Origin of the sequence: Bacillus crepusculi, from assembly GCF_014764715.1 — a bacterium.
Lineage (GTDB): Bacteria > Bacillota > Bacilli > Bacillales > Bacillaceae > Bacillus.
Genome location: NZ_JACXXE010000001.1, coordinates 456,602 through 470,393, shown reverse-complemented (window position 1 = coordinate 470,393; position 13,792 = coordinate 456,602). Strand labels below are relative to the sequence as shown.

The 13,792-nt window shown below is 41.0% G+C and carries 18 protein-coding genes; 13 read left to right on the top strand and 5 right to left on the bottom strand.

Annotated features, from left to right (window positions below):
• Window positions 1-88: 88 nt before the first annotated feature.
• The 7 genes from IEE86_RS02290 to IEE86_RS02260 all read left to right on the top strand — a co-directional run bounded on the left by IEE86_RS02290 (window position 89) and on the right by IEE86_RS02260 (window position 6,133).
• Window positions 89-307, top strand: a complete 219-nt coding sequence (locus tag IEE86_RS02290; protein ID WP_224740738.1) for a hypothetical protein — start codon at window positions 89-91, stop codon at window positions 305-307.
• Between the two features lie 63 nt (window positions 308-370).
• Window positions 371-1,666, top strand: a complete 1,296-nt coding sequence (locus IEE86_RS02285; RefSeq protein WP_191095758.1) for a glycosyltransferase family A protein — start codon at window positions 371-373, stop codon at window positions 1,664-1,666.
• A gap of 154 nt (window positions 1,667-1,820) precedes the next feature.
• Window positions 1,821-3,197, top strand: coding sequence for a sigma-54 interaction domain-containing protein (locus IEE86_RS02280; protein WP_191095757.1), 1,377 nt, complete (start codon window positions 1,821-1,823; stop codon window positions 3,195-3,197).
• A gap of 116 nt (window positions 3,198-3,313) precedes the next feature.
• Window positions 3,314-4,714, top strand: a complete 1,401-nt coding sequence (gene kamA / locus IEE86_RS02275; RefSeq protein ID WP_191095756.1) for a lysine 2,3-aminomutase — start codon at window positions 3,314-3,316, stop codon at window positions 4,712-4,714.
• Window positions 4,715-4,716: 2 nt separating this feature from the next.
• Window positions 4,717-4,998, top strand: coding sequence for a YokU family protein (locus IEE86_RS02270; RefSeq protein WP_191095755.1), 282 nt, complete (start codon window positions 4,717-4,719; stop codon window positions 4,996-4,998).
• Between the two features lie 80 nt (window positions 4,999-5,078).
• On the top strand, window positions 5,079-5,303 hold the full coding sequence (locus IEE86_RS02265; protein WP_191095754.1) for a YozE family protein: 225 nt from the start codon (window positions 5,079-5,081) through the stop codon (window positions 5,301-5,303).
• Window positions 5,304-5,452: 149 nt separating this feature from the next.
• Window positions 5,453-6,133, top strand: coding sequence for a hypothetical protein (locus IEE86_RS02260; RefSeq protein ID WP_191095753.1), 681 nt, complete (start codon window positions 5,453-5,455; stop codon window positions 6,131-6,133).
• Here the strand turns inward: IEE86_RS02260 and IEE86_RS19525 are convergent.
• Window positions 6,130-6,264, bottom strand: a complete 135-nt coding sequence (locus IEE86_RS19525; RefSeq protein WP_263479561.1) for a hypothetical protein — start codon at window positions 6,262-6,264, stop codon at window positions 6,130-6,132. The genes IEE86_RS02260 and IEE86_RS19525 overlap by 4 nt on opposite strands.
• A gap of 119 nt (window positions 6,265-6,383) precedes the next feature.
• On the opposite strand from IEE86_RS19525, the gene IEE86_RS02255 reads away from it, so the two are divergent.
• The 5 genes from IEE86_RS02255 to IEE86_RS02235 all read left to right on the top strand — a co-directional run bounded on the left by IEE86_RS02255 (window position 6,384) and on the right by IEE86_RS02235 (window position 9,290).
• Window positions 6,384-6,554 (top strand): YozD family protein, encoded by a 171-nt coding sequence (locus IEE86_RS02255; RefSeq protein WP_191095752.1) that lies wholly within the window; start codon window positions 6,384-6,386, stop codon window positions 6,552-6,554.
• 47 nt (window positions 6,555-6,601) lie between these two features.
• The gene (locus IEE86_RS02250; protein ID WP_191095751.1) at window positions 6,602-7,210 is read left to right on the top strand and encodes a phosphatase PAP2 family protein; all 609 of its coding nucleotides are present in this window, start codon (window positions 6,602-6,604) and stop codon (window positions 7,208-7,210) included.
• A gap of 54 nt (window positions 7,211-7,264) precedes the next feature.
• Complete coding sequence (locus IEE86_RS02245) at window positions 7,265-7,582, top strand: hypothetical protein (protein ID WP_191095750.1); 318 nt, start codon at window positions 7,265-7,267, stop codon at window positions 7,580-7,582.
• Window positions 7,583-7,695: 113 nt separating this feature from the next.
• Window positions 7,696-8,391: a purine-nucleoside phosphorylase gene (gene deoD, locus IEE86_RS02240; RefSeq protein ID WP_191095749.1), complete on the top strand. Its 696-nt coding sequence runs from the start codon at window positions 7,696-7,698 to the stop codon at window positions 8,389-8,391.
• Window positions 8,392-8,459: 68 nt separating this feature from the next.
• Window positions 8,460-9,290 carry a M15 family metallopeptidase gene (locus IEE86_RS02235; protein ID WP_191095748.1) on the top strand — a complete coding sequence of 277 codons (831 nt, stop codon included), beginning with the start codon at window positions 8,460-8,462 and terminating at the stop codon, window positions 9,288-9,290.
• Between the two features lie 50 nt (window positions 9,291-9,340).
• On the opposite strand, the gene IEE86_RS02230 is transcribed toward IEE86_RS02235, so the two are convergent.
• On the bottom strand, window positions 9,341-9,604 hold the full coding sequence (locus tag IEE86_RS02230) for a hypothetical protein (RefSeq protein ID WP_191095747.1): 264 nt from the start codon (window positions 9,602-9,604) through the stop codon (window positions 9,341-9,343).
• A gap of 92 nt (window positions 9,605-9,696) precedes the next feature.
• A complete protein-coding gene (locus tag IEE86_RS02225; protein WP_191095746.1) occupies window positions 9,697-10,395 on the bottom strand; it encodes a class I SAM-dependent methyltransferase in 699 nt (232 codons plus the stop codon).
• Window positions 10,396-10,546: 151 nt separating this feature from the next.
• Here IEE86_RS02225 and IEE86_RS02220 point away from each other — a divergent pair, with 151 nt between their 5' ends.
• Window positions 10,547-11,932: a S41 family peptidase gene (locus tag IEE86_RS02220; RefSeq protein ID WP_191095745.1), complete on the top strand. Its 1,386-nt coding sequence runs from the start codon at window positions 10,547-10,549 to the stop codon at window positions 11,930-11,932.
• Window positions 11,933-11,967: 35 nt separating this feature from the next.
• Here IEE86_RS02220 and IEE86_RS02215 read toward each other — a convergent pair whose 3' ends face one another.
• Both IEE86_RS02215 and IEE86_RS02210 read right to left on the bottom strand, forming a co-directional pair.
• The gene (locus IEE86_RS02215) at window positions 11,968-13,461 is read right to left on the bottom strand and encodes a sodium:solute symporter family protein (RefSeq protein ID WP_191095744.1); all 1,494 of its coding nucleotides are present in this window, start codon (window positions 13,459-13,461) and stop codon (window positions 11,968-11,970) included.
• Window positions 13,446-13,664 carry a DUF3311 domain-containing protein gene (locus tag IEE86_RS02210; RefSeq protein WP_191095743.1) on the bottom strand — a complete coding sequence of 73 codons (219 nt, stop codon included), beginning with the start codon at window positions 13,662-13,664 and terminating at the stop codon, window positions 13,446-13,448. The genes IEE86_RS02215 and IEE86_RS02210 overlap by 16 nt, the downstream gene beginning before the upstream one ends.
• Window positions 13,665-13,792: the final 128 nt, after the last annotated feature.

The window sequence follows — 13,792 nt, the reverse complement described above, 5'->3', positions numbered from 1 at the left end:
GTAAAGATTAAGTAAGAAGAGAGAGGGATTTTGAATGGAATTTGAACAATTATTAAACGACTGAGCGAAGAGTTACTAGAAGCAGAAGGTGTACCATGAAGTCATCTTCATTTTACTTCTTCTTCGTCTTTTAGAGGAAAAACAAGAAGAAGGTTCGTCAGAAATCAAAGAGTTGCTGCGTTCTTGGTTGGAACTTGGTATACCATTGCCGCATGTTCATTTAGTCAATGGTGAGGTGCTCCAAAACGTGATTGTCGTTCAATTGATTCATATAGTGGCGGTTTTTAAAATGCAACAAATCAGCTAAGAGTGAGCGTTCCTTACGCAAACATTGTTAGCTGGGGAGCTTTTTAATCTCTTAAAAAGGATCATGCCCATGAAAGTATCGGTGATTTTAACAAGTTACAATAAACCTGATTTTATTGATCGTGTGCTAAAGAGTATGGTGGAACAAACGTATCAAAACTGGGAGCTTTTGATTATGGATGATGGCTCGGAGCCAGAAACAATGAAAAAGATTCAGTCCTTTTTAAACGATGAGCGTATTCAGTTGTATCCGCATACCGTTCATCCTGCAAAAAGGCTTGAGACTGTGCGTTATGCGACGCTTATTAATGAGGCATTAACACGTATATCAGGGGAGCTTATTTGCTATTTAACGGATGATACCATGTATTGTAAAGATCGTTTGCAGAAGATGGTGGCGGTTTTTCAATCAAAGCCAGAGGTAGATATCGTTTATTCCTCGCAGCGTGTGATCCATGTTGATAAGCATCTGGTGGAAACAATGACCTTTGTACGTGAGGCAGAACACGTGTTAGACCATGCGTCCTTTCAAGTAGATCACTGTTCGGTCATGCACAGAAGCCGCTTGCTTCCATTGATTTATGAGAAATTTGGGCAATATTGGGATGATGAGCCGAAGCATTGGCATCATGCAGATTCTGTTTTTTGGATGCGGTTGAATCATTTTGCTGCATTTCATCCATTAAAAGAAGTACTTGATATCACATTTAAAACACCCCAATCCTTTCATCACATGTTTTCAAGTATGCCATATGATGTAATTGATGGGACGGTGATTGAAAGAGAAGGGGCCTATTTTCAACTGACTTATGGAAATCTTCATCAAATTGACAAGCGATGGGTGAATGATAAAAAGAGACGTGCAATTCGTGTTCCTTTGTTATGTACGATGAAATATGAAGTGAAAGATAGGCTGGTTGTGCCGAACTATACAGTAGTCACCGCAGATAACGGAAGAACGTTTTATTATATTGAAGATCAGAAAAAAAGACGATTTGCTTCAAAGCGTGATATGCAATATTTTCAGTTTCATCCAAAGGAAATGTGCGCCGTTTCAAACGAACTGTTACAGACGTTAGACGATGGCAAAATCATTCAAGTATCCCCTGAATTCAGCCCGCCAAATCGCCGGCTTTTTAAATGGCAGCGAGATGTATATTTACTCGTGCATGATACCTTCTGCCGTATTGCCCCTGAGGTGGTTAAGTTATTTGCGTTTTATCATCAGCCCATCAAACTATATCCTTCCCAATTTACTTTATTTCAAGAAGGGAAGCCCATTGTTCCACTTTATATGGAATCATTCCATGAATTTGATATGTCTCTTTATCAAACATCAGGGCAGAAGCACTCCTCATAGGGGTGCTTTTTTTCGCAATAGATGAAAAAAGCAGGAATTCGAAAGGAAAAAGCGAAACGTGAAAAGGACAGGGGAACCATATTGAAGATGAACAAGCCGCTGAAAACTCGGCAATAGATGCCGATTTTTTGGCACTGAAAGTGAGGGGGAAAGAATGGGGAAGGTTGTCGAAAGAGCGGATTGGTTTGAATTGATTTTAGAAGCTATTGATGAAGCCATTCACGTTGTAGATGATCAAGGGGTCACGATTTTTTATAATCACAATGCCGCTAAATTTGACTGTTTACAAAAAGAAGAGGTGATTGGCAAATACATCCTTGATGTGTATCCATCATTAACTGAAAAAACAAGTACGCTCATGCATGTACTCAGAACGGGGAAGCCCATTTATCATTCTTTACAAACGTATTTGAATAAAAATGGAGAAAAAATTGAAACACTTAACACCACTTTGCCCATTATTGAAGATAGCAAGTTAATAGGAGCAGTGGAAGTAGCAAAGGATGTATCAAAACTGTCGGCGCTTTCGAATCGTTTAGATCAAAAAAAGCGAACGAATGGTGTTTATGAGACGGATCAAATGCATGATTTTTCTTCATTTTTAACGAATGATCCGCTTTTAAAAGAAATGCTTGAGAAAGCAAAAAAAGCCGCTGCTTATCCGTCGTCTGTTGTCGTTTACGGGGAAACAGGGACTGGAAAAGAAGTGCTGGTACAAGCCATTGTTCATGAGTCTGACCGAAAAAACCAGGTGTTCATTCCGCAAAACTGCGCAGCGCTTCCAGAATCATTGCTTGAGAGTTTATTGTTTGGATCTGTGAAAGGAAGCTATACGGGCGCAATTGATCGCAAGGGGCTTTTTGAATTAGCAGATGGGGGTACGCTTTTTCTAGATGAGCTGCAAGCGATGCCGCTTACGCTGCAAACAAAATTATTACGAGTGTTAGAGGATGGCGTTGTGCGCCGTATTGGTGATGCAAAGGCGATTAAAGTGGATGTTAGAGTCATTACTGCGCTCAATATAGACCCATTTGAAGCAGTGAAAAAGCAAATTTTAAGAGAAGATTTATTTTATAGACTGCATGTGTCATCCTTCCATATCACGCCGCTTCGAGAGAGAAAGCAAGATATTACGCTGCTATCCCGCCATTTCATTCAAACCTATCATCACCAGTTTTCTAAAAACGTCATCCGCCTTTCTGAAGAAGCGGAACAACTGTTTATGGCGCACCACTGGCCGGGGAACGTCAGAGAATTAAAACATACCATTGAGCATGCCGTATTAATGATGCCAAAGGAAGCGGAAGACATCACCCCGGCATATCTTCCTGCTCATTTACGGCCCCAGAAGATTGATCATGCATCTCCGCAGTCCTCATTAAAAAGTCAGGTGACTTCATTTGAACAAACATTGATTCAAGAGGCTTTAAGTAAGCACAACGGGAATATTAAACAAACCGCCGCCGCCTTAAAGATTCCTCGACAAACGCTGCAATATAAACTGAAGAAATATGGAGATGCCGAAATGTAGGCACCCAATCATTGAATTAGGGTGGAAAAAGCTCCTTTTGTAAACAATAGGGGCATTTCCCCATGTTGGCACATAACTTGCATAGTATAAAGTGAATGCTGATAGGGGGAATGGATATGAATCAAAAACTGTATGAGCCGGCGCGTCACTGGAAGGACATTGAGCTTTGGAAAGATGTGCCCGAGGAAAAGTGGAACGACTGGATTTGGCAGCTGACGCATACCGTGAAAACGCTTGATGATTTAGAAAAAATCGTGAACTTAACAGAAGAGGAAAAAGAAGGGGTGAAGATTTCCACCAAAACCATTCCACTCAACATTACACCCTACTATGCCTCACTGATGAATCCAGACGATCCAAGATGCCCAGTACGCATGCAATCTGTGCCGATTGCAGAGGAGCTTCATAAAACAAAATATGATCTGGAAGACCCGCTACATGAAGATGAGGACTCACCTGTCCCAGGTTTAACGCACCGGTACCCAGATCGTGTGCTGTTTCTTGTCACAAATCAGTGCTCCATGTACTGCCGCTATTGTACGAGAAGACGTTTTTCCGGCCAGATTGGCATGGGCGTGCCGAAAAAGCAGTTAGATGCCGCCATTGGGTATATTAGAGAAACATCTGAGGTGCGAGATGTGTTAATTTCAGGTGGAGATGGGCTTTTAATCAATGATCAAGTACTTGAATACATTTTGAAAAACTTACGAGACATTCCGCACGTTGAGATCATTCGGATTGGTACCCGCGCACCGGTTGTCTTTCCGCAAAGAATTACAGACGAACTGTGTGAGATTTTGAAAAAATATCATCCGGTTTGGCTGAATACCCACTTCAACACAAGCATTGAAATCACAAAAGAAGCAAAGGAAGCGTGTGAACGTCTTGTCAATGCCGGTGTCCCTGTTGGCAATCAGGCCGTCATCCTTGCGGGTATTAACGACAGTGTTCCGATTATGAAGAAGCTGATGCACGATCTCGTGAAGATTCGCGTCAGACCTTATTATATTTATCAATGTGATTTATCTGAGGGTATTGGTCACTTTAGAACACCCGTTTCAAAAGGACTTGAAATCATTGAAGGCTTAAGAGGACATACGAGCGGCTATGCAGTGCCGAGCTTTGTTGTCGATGCACCAGGAGGCGGAGGAAAGATTGCCCTGCAACCAAATTATTTATTATCGCAAAGCCCTGACAAAGTCGTCCTTCGTAACTTTGAAGGCGTCATCACATCGTATCCAGAGCCAGAGCATTACGTCGCAGGGCAGGCAGATGCGTATTTTAATGAAATTTATGAAGAAAAACAAGAACCGGCCATTGGCGTCACTGCTCTATTTCAGGATGAAGCCAGATCCTTTACGCCGGAAAATTTAAGCCGAATGAAACGAAGAGAAGCATATGAAACAAATCCCGAGCATGATACGCTCAAAAACAAACGTGAAAAGCGGGACCAATTAAAAGAGAAGAAATATCAAGCGCAGCTCAAAAAAGAAGAAACGGTAAAGGAGGAGAAATAACCTTGCTGACATGTGATTGGTGTGAGGAAAACAAAGCAAACGCAGAGCAGACAACAGTCTTTTGGGAACTGATTACCGGCACACAATCAATTGAAATCATCGAAACGCCGTCCATTTCCTGCACGCACTGCGGTATGACCTATCAAAAGGATGAGACGGTCAAAGAGATAGAAGATCAATTAATTTTAGTGGACCAAACAAAACTTCCAGAAAAAATCTCATATGAAGAATTAATGAGCATGGAGCGGTTATTAAAGCGAAATTACTTTGATTTTTCATCATAAGTTGTCCCTCCGCCTATACAAGTCATTAAATTCCTGTATAATATAACAACAAAATAGAGTATCGCGGAGGGAAAAAACAGGTGAAGTCGTTTTACCACTATTTAATGAAATACAGACATCCAAAACCGAAAGATGAAATCAGTCATTTTGCAAATGCTGCTTACGAGGATCACAGCTTTCCTAAAGCTTCCACTGATTATCATGAGCTGTGTGTCTATTTAGAATTGAATGGCGATTATTTAAACTCGATGACTACATTTGACGAAGCGTTTGAACAATACGAAGTAGAAGTCAAAAAAAAATAAACCACATACAACCGCTTGTTCCGGATGGAGAAAGCGGTTTTTTGATGGAGAAATAAAATGGCATTTTGCATGGTGCGGTTGCCCATGCAGAATTCCTTGCGCCGGCATACGATACGTTAAGACCAAAAGTCGGGCAAGGAGGAGACAGAATGAAGGCGAAAGCACCAAAATATCAAGTAGGGGATATTGTCGTCGTTGTCATGTACGGCACAGTCGGAACGATTACAAAAGTCCATCAAATTGACCAGCACTATTTGTATGAGGTCAATCATAATGAGGTGCTTTATTTTGAAACATCACTTCAGCTTTACGATGAGTACGACGGAGTGATTGTGGATACAGAAAAGCTGGACATTGAATACGAGTTCCTCATTGGCGATGTCGTCTATGTAAAAGATTACGGAAAAGAGCTATTTAAAATCATTGGTCATCGGACTGAAATTTGGCGCTACCTTGAAGATGGCTGGGAAGATGTGATTTACGAACTCACGAGGCTAAAGGACGGAGAGTGGCTGGAAACAGAAGAGGAAGACTTAACGCTTGTCCTAAGGAAATATGAGATGGACCAGTTTGTTCATCAGCTTCTTTTTGTGCATTACGTTGGAGAAACCTCAAAAGAAATAGAGGAAGATATGGTACAAACGGCTCTATTACAGCTAGAAGAGAAGCAAGAAAGCGAAGCCTCACTAGAATTCCTCGCTGTATCTATAGTGGATGAGCTTCTTGATATTTATAATGATTATAAAATTCTCTACGAATTTTTCAAAGATCCAGAGTATAAGGATATGATGGATTTTATTTTGGAAAGTTTAAAAGAGCATTTTGGTTAAAGAAAGACTTGTCCTAACACGAATAAAAAATAAGGCACGCAGAAAAAGACAATCACATAAAACCATCCCCTCAAGATACGGCCCATCACCTGATCAAACGTTTCTCCATCTAATATACTTAACCAATTCATTGCCTCAAGCCCCTTTTCTTTTTGTTTACTGCATTTATATGTATGGAATGAGCCATTATGACAAACTGTAATAAAAAACAGGCAGCGTTCATACATCATAAAAAAGGAGGCGGAAAGCAATGAAAGAAGCAGATTTGGTGATTGATACAGAGGAAATTGCGGAATTCTTCTACATGGAGCTGGTCAAAAGAGGGTACATACCATCTGAGCTGGAAACGTTTGAACTAGCTGACATTACGTTTGAATATATGCTGAGAAAAGCAATGATAGTTGAAGAAGAGGCGTTGTAGGCACTATACTTTGAAGAGATTCTGAGGAGAGAGGGGAATTCTTTCACGTGTATATCCTATTTCTTTTCATTTTATTTGGCGCCATTGCAGCGCTCATAGGTTCTGGTGCAAGCCAGGAATTGGACAACCAGATCATCCTATGGTTTGAGAGCATCAGACTCCCTTTTGTAAATGATGTCATGCTAGCTGTGACGGACCTTGGCATCAGCGCACTGCTAGTTCCAATCATGCTCATCTTTAGTGTGGTGCTCGTCGTGTATAAGCGATACCACTCTATCATCCTGCTTTTTCTCTTATATCTCACAGAAAAAACAATTAATCATGAACTAAAGGGGCTGTTTGCTAGAGAGCGTCCGGCCTTTGATCGCCTTGTCAGTGAAACGTATTACAGCTTTCCGAGCGGACATTCAATGAATGCAGCAACGATCTATCCTTTTATCGCCTATCTATTAGTTGAGATGATTCCATGGCTGAAAGAAAGACAAAAAATCGTCTATCTCATCACGGGGCTAGGTGTTCTTTTGATTGGGATCAGCCGGATGTATATCGGCGTTCATTATTTGACAGATGTGGCAGGAGGTTTTGCCATAGGACTAGCTTTATTTCTCATCTGTAAAAAGATTGACGAAAGATTGCCTGTCATTCGACAAAAATAGAAGAAGGAGATTGACAGATCCCAGCCAATTTTATATAAAAGGGGAGGGATTTGAATGCAATTGACGTTGAGATTTTTTCAAAAGAAACCTTCAGTATATCACTTAACCATTTATCAGACACCTGAATATGGTGCTACAAGCGGGCATCAGCCTGTGTACCGGACAAAGATTGGTGGCAGATCACACCTTGATGTTCTGGAAAAAGCATTCTCGACATTTAATGTACATGATACAGTCCCAAATGATTACAACGCTCGGTTTATCACAACAGGGGATATCGTTGTGATTGATGATAGGAAAAAGGGGAAGTGCTATTATCAGCTCTTTCCGACCGGATGGAAACGCAGTGAACGACTGATGACGATGAGTTAAATAGATGATTTAAGATACCAGCTCTGAGATTCAGCTGGTATTTTCTTTTTTGGGCTCGTTCGTTTATAATAAATAGGATAAAACACATAGTAAACGTAAGTGGAGGCTAAAAAATGAGTGTACATATTGGAGCAGAAAAAGGACAAATTGCAGAAACGGTATTGCTGCCAGGCGATCCGCTTCGTGCGAAATATATTGCAGATACATATTTAGAAGATGTCGAGTGCTATAACGAAGTACGCGGGATGTACGGTTTTACTGGAACGTATAAAGGAAAACGCGTGTCTGTACAAGGCACTGGAATGGGCGTACCATCTATTTCGATTTATGTGAATGAACTTATTCAAAGCTATGATGTTCAAAACTTAATCCGCGTTGGGTCTTGCGGAGCAATCAAAAAGGATGTCAATGTGCGTGACGTCATTTTAGCTCAAACATCATCAACAGATTCTCAAATGAACCGTGTGGCTTTTGGACCGATTGATTACGCGCCATGCGCTGATTTTGGTTTACTGAAGAAAGCCTACGATACAGCAGAAGCAAAAAATGTAGCTGTGCGTGTTGGAAATGTGTTTACAGCAGACCAATTTTACAATGAAAAACCACTTGAGCTCATGGCTCAATACGGTATTCTAGCAATCGAAATGGAGACAACAGCTCTTTATTCGCTTGCTGCCAAATTTGATCGAAAGGCGCTATCGATCCTGACAGTAAGTGATCATGTTCTAACAGGAGAGGAAACAACTGCTGAAGAGCGTCAAACGACGTTTGATGAAATGATCTTAATTGCACTAGATTCTGTTTTATAATAGTATAAAGGGTGTGCTACGATGTAGCGCATCTTTATTTTTTTAGAAGAGCAAAAGGAAGGTATGTCATGAAGAAAAGCTATAAAATACTCTCAATCGCATCGATTCTTGGTTTGACGGCCGCATTATCAGGCTGCCAGTTGCTGGATCAAAAAAGCGGTACCACTGAATCTAACAAAACAAACGACCAAAAGAACGCAGCAAGTTCATCATCACAGCAAAACTCAAACGATACAGCAGATTCATCTAATCAAGAGCTGACGTTAAAGAGTGAATATTTCAATGACATCAAGGTAGTTAGCGGGCTGAAAACCATTCAAAACCCTGAAAATGTGCTTGCTTTAGTGAACAAGGAATATGCACTGCCAGGAACCTATAAACCTTCTGATCTCGTTGTACCAAAAGTAGAATTCTCTTTTTCAGAGGATATTGAAAAACGATATATTCGTAAAGAAGCAGCGGAAGCACTTGAGAAGTTATTCAAAGGCGCCAAAAAGGAAAACTTCGAGCTTGCTGCTGTATCTGGCTATCGCTCCTATGACCGTCAAAAAGTCATTTTTGATAGTGAGGTAAAACTAAAAGGAAAAGAAAAAGCCCAAGAAGCAGTCGCGATACCAGGTGAAAGTGAACATCAAACAGGTCTTGCCATGGACATTTCCTCAAAAAGTGCCGGCTTTGAGATCTCTGAAAAGTTTGGTGAAACACCCGATGGTAAATGGGTAGCCAAAAACGCTTATAAATATGGCTTTATCATCCGTTATCCAAAAGGAAAAGAAGACATTACGAAATATGAATATGAGCCGTGGCACCTGCGCTATGTAGGAAAAGAAGCCGCAAAAGCGATGCATGATCACGATTTAACATTCGAAGAGTATTTGAACAAAGTGAAGAAAATCTAAACCAATAAAAGGCCTCCCAATACGCTGGGAGGCCTTCTTCTATACTCCTTTTAAAAAAAGAGCAAACCTGCTAATGCGAAGCCAGTAATAAAACCGAGTCCAATGCCATAAGCTGGCCCCCAGCCATAATAGCCTCCGTAATACCCTCCCCAATAGCCAAAGCCAAAGCCCCCGCGGGACCCGCCGACTGGACGAATATAAACTTTGCGGTTTGTCACCCGCTCAATGCGTCCGACATGTACTCTGCCATGACGATCAGTGATTCTAGCGACTTTTCCCATATGCTGCTGACAAAGCTTGTAGTAGCGCTCCATGTTTTTCCTCCTTATGACAAACTCTTTTCACTCTTATCCTATGCGAGAGTCCTCATAGAGTTTGGACAAAACATATAGGAGTTTCGCTCATTTTATACTTTACATTCAAATAAAATGTGACTCAGATGTTCCCGGTGCGTTTGAATGAGATCATAGTGTGTTTGCAGCGTATCGTAAAGAGAGGGCGGTATGTGTTCTGATAATTCCATTTCTGTCGGCTCCTCCTGCACCATGTGCTCATCAAATGAGAGAATTCGAATGTCGCAGAAGCCTGCTTCTATTAGCTGCTCTTTCCATTCTTCAAGTGAAAAGAGAGAGTGGAAACCATAAAAATTTCGAACAACTGCCAGCTCTTCAGGTGCAAGAGGTGCTTTTAACACAGCTTCATTTGCGATCAATTGACTTCCAGGGGCAAGCACCCGTTTGATCTCAGTAAGCGCAGCAGGTAATTCGGTGAAACTTAAAACAGATTCACTGATCAAGAGAGTGAATGCTTCATCTGGAAATGGCAGATGTTCAACGGATGCTTGCAAAGCACGGATTGGCAGGTCCTCTCGCTCGAAACGAAGGTTGGCCTTTTCAATCATTAAAGGGTGCGTATCAATCGCCTCCACCTGATAACCTACATTTCCTAAATACGCGGCCGTTTGTCCTGTACCGCACCCAACATCTAGTATTCGTGCATCTGGCGTCAGTCTTATATGCTCAATCATCGTTTTCGTTAACTCAATTCCACCAGGATGGGCACCTGATACACCAAAATGGGCAAGCATATCTACATAATCACTCATGAAATCCCTTCTTTCCTTATCATGTTCCTCTCTAAAGATTATGCAATGCAGGGTCAAATGGCTTTTCTTTTCAAATAGAAGTTTGATCCATTGGTTGACGGATGGAGAATCGTCCTTGATAATAATGAAAGGAGATAAAGGTGGTGTTTTTTTGAAAAAACAATTTAAATTCGTGATAGCCATTCTGGTGACAGCTGCACTTTCCTCAGCGATTACATTTGTGATCACAAAACAAGGTGCTGTCAGTGTCTCAGGAGATGAGAAGTTTAGTAAACTCATGGCTGCCTATACGAAAGTAAAAGATGAGTATTACGAAAAAACGGATGATCAAAAACTAGTAGATGGTGCGATTCAAGGAATGATTGCATCACTTGATGATCCATACTCTACATATATGGATCAGGAGGAAGCCGAAGGGTTTAACAACACCATTTCTTCCTCATTTGAAGGAATTGGTGCACAAGTAGAAGAAAAGGATGGACAAATTTTAATTGTCGCACCGATTAAAGGCTCTCCTGCTGAAAAAGCTGGTTTGAAACCTCATGATCGCATTGTAAAGGTAGATGGAAAAAGTACAAAAGGCATGTCGGTAAACAAAGCAGTTTCACTCATCAGGGGCAAAAAAGGAACGGATGTCAAGCTGTATCTCAATCGGCAAGGTGTTGGCAATATTGATGTGAACATTACAAGAGACACCATTCCGCTTGAGACGGTTTATGCCAAATTAACAAAAGACAAAATAGGAGAAATCCAAATTACGTCCTTTGCTGAAACAACATCTAAAGAGCTAGATAAAGCGATTGATGACCTTGAGAAAAAAGGGGCAAAAGGATTTGTCATCGACCTGAGAGATAATCCAGGCGGTATTATGACAGAAGCGATTGAAATGAGTAATGACTTTATCGATAAAGGAAAAGTCATTATGCAGGTTGAAGAAAAAGGGAAAAAACAAGTGTACAAAGCTGAGAAAGAACGCAAGGTTCATCAGCCGGCAGTGGTCCTTGTAAACGGTGGATCAGCGAGCGCTGCTGAAATCATGGCGGCGGCACTGCATCAATCCTCAGGCATTCAAATTGTAGGAGAAAAGACATTTGGTAAAGGCACTGTTCAAAATGCGCAAAGCTATAATGATGGTTCTAGTGTGAAGTTAACCATTGCCAAGTGGCTGACACCGAACGGTTCATGGATTCATAAAAAAGGAATTGAACCACAGGTCAAAGCATCTCTGCCAAGTTATGCGAAACTGCCATATTTAAGCCCGAAAAAGACGTATCAGCTGAATGATAATGGTGATGAAGTCAAAGCGGCTCAAAAAATGTTCCAAGCGCTTGGCTACAAAGCAAAAGCAAACGGCGAGTACGATCAAGCATTCCAGTCGATCGTGAAAAGCTTCCAAACAGATCACGATCTAAAGGCAGATGGTATTCTCACAGGGGATACAACGACAGTACTCATGACAAAGATCCAAGATAAGCTCAAGAAAAATGATACGCAAATGAAAAAAGCCATTGACGTCTTGAAAAAAGAAATAAAATAAAGAAAAAGCAGTCCTCATCAAGGGACTGCTTTTTCTTATGCTTCATTTGCCATCGCTTCTGCTTTTTCGTTGTCCTTTTCAAATAGATCATTTGTCACTGAATTAGATGTGACATTCTTTTGGAAGAATGGATTCAAAATCAAGATGACCACAACGTTTGCTAGTAAACCAAGAAAACCTTCATAAAGTCCGAACGTGACTTGTGAGATATTCGCTGTAAAGGTGACGATGAGGCCAATGATCAGCCCGGCAATCGTTGCCTCTCTCGATTGCTTTTTCCAGAACAAGCTGATCGCAATCGCTGGGAAAATTTGCACCATTCCTGAAACGCCAATCAGTTGAAGTGTGACAAGTGCAGTCGGGAACAGCATCCCGAATAAAAGAGCCAGCCCGATGACGATAAATACCATCGAACGTGTAATCATGGTTAATTTTTTCGGAGACACATTCGGATGAATTAAGTCACGGTATAAATTATTCGCAAATAAATTCGATGCGCCAATGGCCATAATAGAGCATGGAATGAGGGAAGCTAGTGCAATCGTTGAATAAGCGAGTCCCTGCATCACGCCGCCGTATGACGTTTGAATTAAATGAAGAAGAGCAAATCTTGGATTTGTATCCTCTGGTAAGACTAAAAAGGCAATAAATCCAAGGAAGATGACCAAAATCAATACAATATTATAAAGAGGTAAAAACATGCTGTTTTTACGGATGGCATCTGCGCTTTTGGCTGTAAAAACCCCAGTTGCCGCATGTGCCCACATAAAAAGAGCAAGGGCAGAAACACCTGAAGCAGTGATGAACCATAAAATGCCTTTTGGGCCGCCTTCAGGTATCGTCAGAAGCTGCGGCGCTTCCTTGGCTAACGTATTCATCATCGGCGTCCATCCGTTAAAATGGATAATTGGTAGAGAAACGACCATAAAGAGCATGATCACCCAAACAAGAATATCCTTAATAATGGCTGTATATGTAGGGCCTTTAATTCCACTGAAAAATGTATAAAGTGCAACTAAAATAAATGAAATGATAACAACTGCATTCACATTAATATAATTCGTTCCAGCGACAGTTAACGTATCTTGAATCCCGCTCAGCTGAAGGCAAATATAAGGAATCAGCATAAGTACACCAACAATGGCAATCAAACTTGATAACAGCTTGCTGTCAAACCGCTCACGTGCATAATCAGCAAGGGTTGTAAGCTTGTGATTTTTCGCAACCGTCCAAAGTTTCGGTAAGAAAAAATACGCAATAAAATAAGCAAGGACCGAATAAGGGATAGCGAAAAAAGCGACACTTCCTGCCGTATAAGCTGTACTTGTCAGCCCTAAAAAGGTATAAGCTGTGTATAAGTCCGCGCCAACGAGGAACCAGACGAGCAACCCGCCGAATTTTCTCCCGCCGACAGACCATTCTTCTACCGACTGTCTTGACGATTTATCACGACCAGCGGCAAATCCGATGATCACGACGATGAAAATAATACTTGCAGTAATCAATAAAGCTGTTAAATTTCCTTGCATTCGTCAGTTCCTCCATTTGAATGTTGCATCCGGTAAATGATAAATGTGCAAACTGGTGTGAGAACAATCCATAGTAAGAGCCAAAAGTGGAAAAAGGGTAGCCCGATCACAAATGGATGAATACGATTCACAAAGGGAAGCAGTGCAAGCTGTCCGATGAAAGGAATCGATATAAGTAGTGCCAGCATCAATTTTTTATTCATGATTTCCTCCTCTAATATTTTGTAATTTCATAATAATAGCAGTTGTCAGATTAGATCACAAGACCATTTTCAGAAAAAACAATCATTTTTGAGAATATCATACTAATATAACGCTTTCATTCTCAAAA

Bases quoted from the DNA above. Each gene is read 5' to 3' on its own strand.
- IEE86_RS02285 (WP_191095758.1), top strand. From the start codon at position 371: ATGCCCATGAAAGTATCGGTGATTTTAACAAGTTACAATAAACCTGAT.
- IEE86_RS02280 (WP_191095757.1), top strand. From the start codon at position 1,821: ATGGGGAAGGTTGTCGAAAGAGCGGATTGGTTTGAATTGATTTTAGAA.
- kamA (WP_191095756.1), top strand. From the start codon at position 3,314: ATGAATCAAAAACTGTATGAGCCGGCGCGTCACTGGAAGGACATTGAG.
- IEE86_RS02260 (WP_191095753.1), top strand. From the start codon at position 5,453: ATGAAGGCGAAAGCACCAAAATATCAAGTAGGGGATATTGTCGTCGTT.
- IEE86_RS19525 (WP_263479561.1), bottom strand. From the start codon at position 6,264: ATGAATTGGTTAAGTATATTAGATGGAGAAACGTTTGATCAGGTGATG.
- IEE86_RS02255 (WP_191095752.1), top strand. From the start codon at position 6,384: ATGAAAGAAGCAGATTTGGTGATTGATACAGAGGAAATTGCGGAATTC.
- IEE86_RS02245 (WP_191095750.1), top strand. From the start codon at position 7,265: ATGCAATTGACGTTGAGATTTTTTCAAAAGAAACCTTCAGTATATCAC.
- deoD (WP_191095749.1), top strand. From the start codon at position 7,696: ATGAGTGTACATATTGGAGCAGAAAAAGGACAAATTGCAGAAACGGTA.
- IEE86_RS02235 (WP_191095748.1), top strand. From the start codon at position 8,460: ATGAAGAAAAGCTATAAAATACTCTCAATCGCATCGATTCTTGGTTTG.
- IEE86_RS02230 (WP_191095747.1), bottom strand. From the start codon at position 9,604: ATGGAGCGCTACTACAAGCTTTGTCAGCAGCATATGGGAAAAGTCGCT.
- IEE86_RS02225 (WP_191095746.1), bottom strand. From the start codon at position 10,395: ATGAGTGATTATGTAGATATGCTTGCCCATTTTGGTGTATCAGGTGCC.
- IEE86_RS02215 (WP_191095744.1), bottom strand. From the start codon at position 13,461: ATGCAAGGAAATTTAACAGCTTTATTGATTACTGCAAGTATTATTTTC.
- IEE86_RS02210 (WP_191095743.1), bottom strand. From the start codon at position 13,664: ATGAATAAAAAATTGATGCTGGCACTACTTATATCGATTCCTTTCATC.